Here is a 627-nt window from a genome sequence, read left to right as displayed (position 1 = left end):
CTTAGCCATGCCCATGACATTGTAATTTGGAAGTACTGAAATACTACCTTCGTAAGTCAACGTCAGCATAGAACCATGACGCATAGCCAGTAATTCGCGAGCAGCTTTAGCCAATGCCACAAAGCTATAGCTTGAGATATCATGAGCGATATGACTGCCTTCACGAGTAGTGGCGCTAACAAAATCACCATCTAGCTGGTCCATTGGTGCAAAACCGATCGCATGGACCACGCCATTTATACCATCACCCCAATGATTACTGACTTGTTCAAAACAAGCTGCAATAGAGTCATCTGAAGCCACATCGCACTCTAACACTAAGTCAGCTTCAAACTTCTCAGCTGCCATGTCGACACGCTTTTTAATCTTATCGTTTGGATAAGTGAGGATCAATGATGCGCCCTCACGATGTAACGCTTCTGCAATAGCCCATGCGATAGATAACTTGCTTGCAATCCCAGTTACGACGAAACGTTGTCCTTGCAGTAGCATAATATTTCCTTGTGAATACATTAAAGTAATGAAAGTTGAGGTAAAGTGATTCAGTTGATCAATGACGCTACAATAAGAAAAGTAGCAAATGTCATCATAAAAAGATAGCTTATTATACACGATTCAAATTAAGTA

1 protein-coding gene is annotated in these 627 nt (G+C 41.1%); it reads right to left on the bottom strand.

Annotated features, from left to right (window positions below):
- Positions 1-492: enoyl-ACP reductase FabI (locus tag ACS8FD_RS21915; protein ID WP_439277421.1), on the bottom strand; the 492-nt coding region annotated here is incomplete at its 3' end.
- Between the last annotated feature and the right edge of the window lie 135 nt (positions 493-627).

Source organism: Psychrobacter sp. 1U2, from assembly GCF_051847575.1.
Note: the sequence above shows the minus strand (reverse complement) of the source record. Positions and strands in the feature narration are given on the sequence as shown.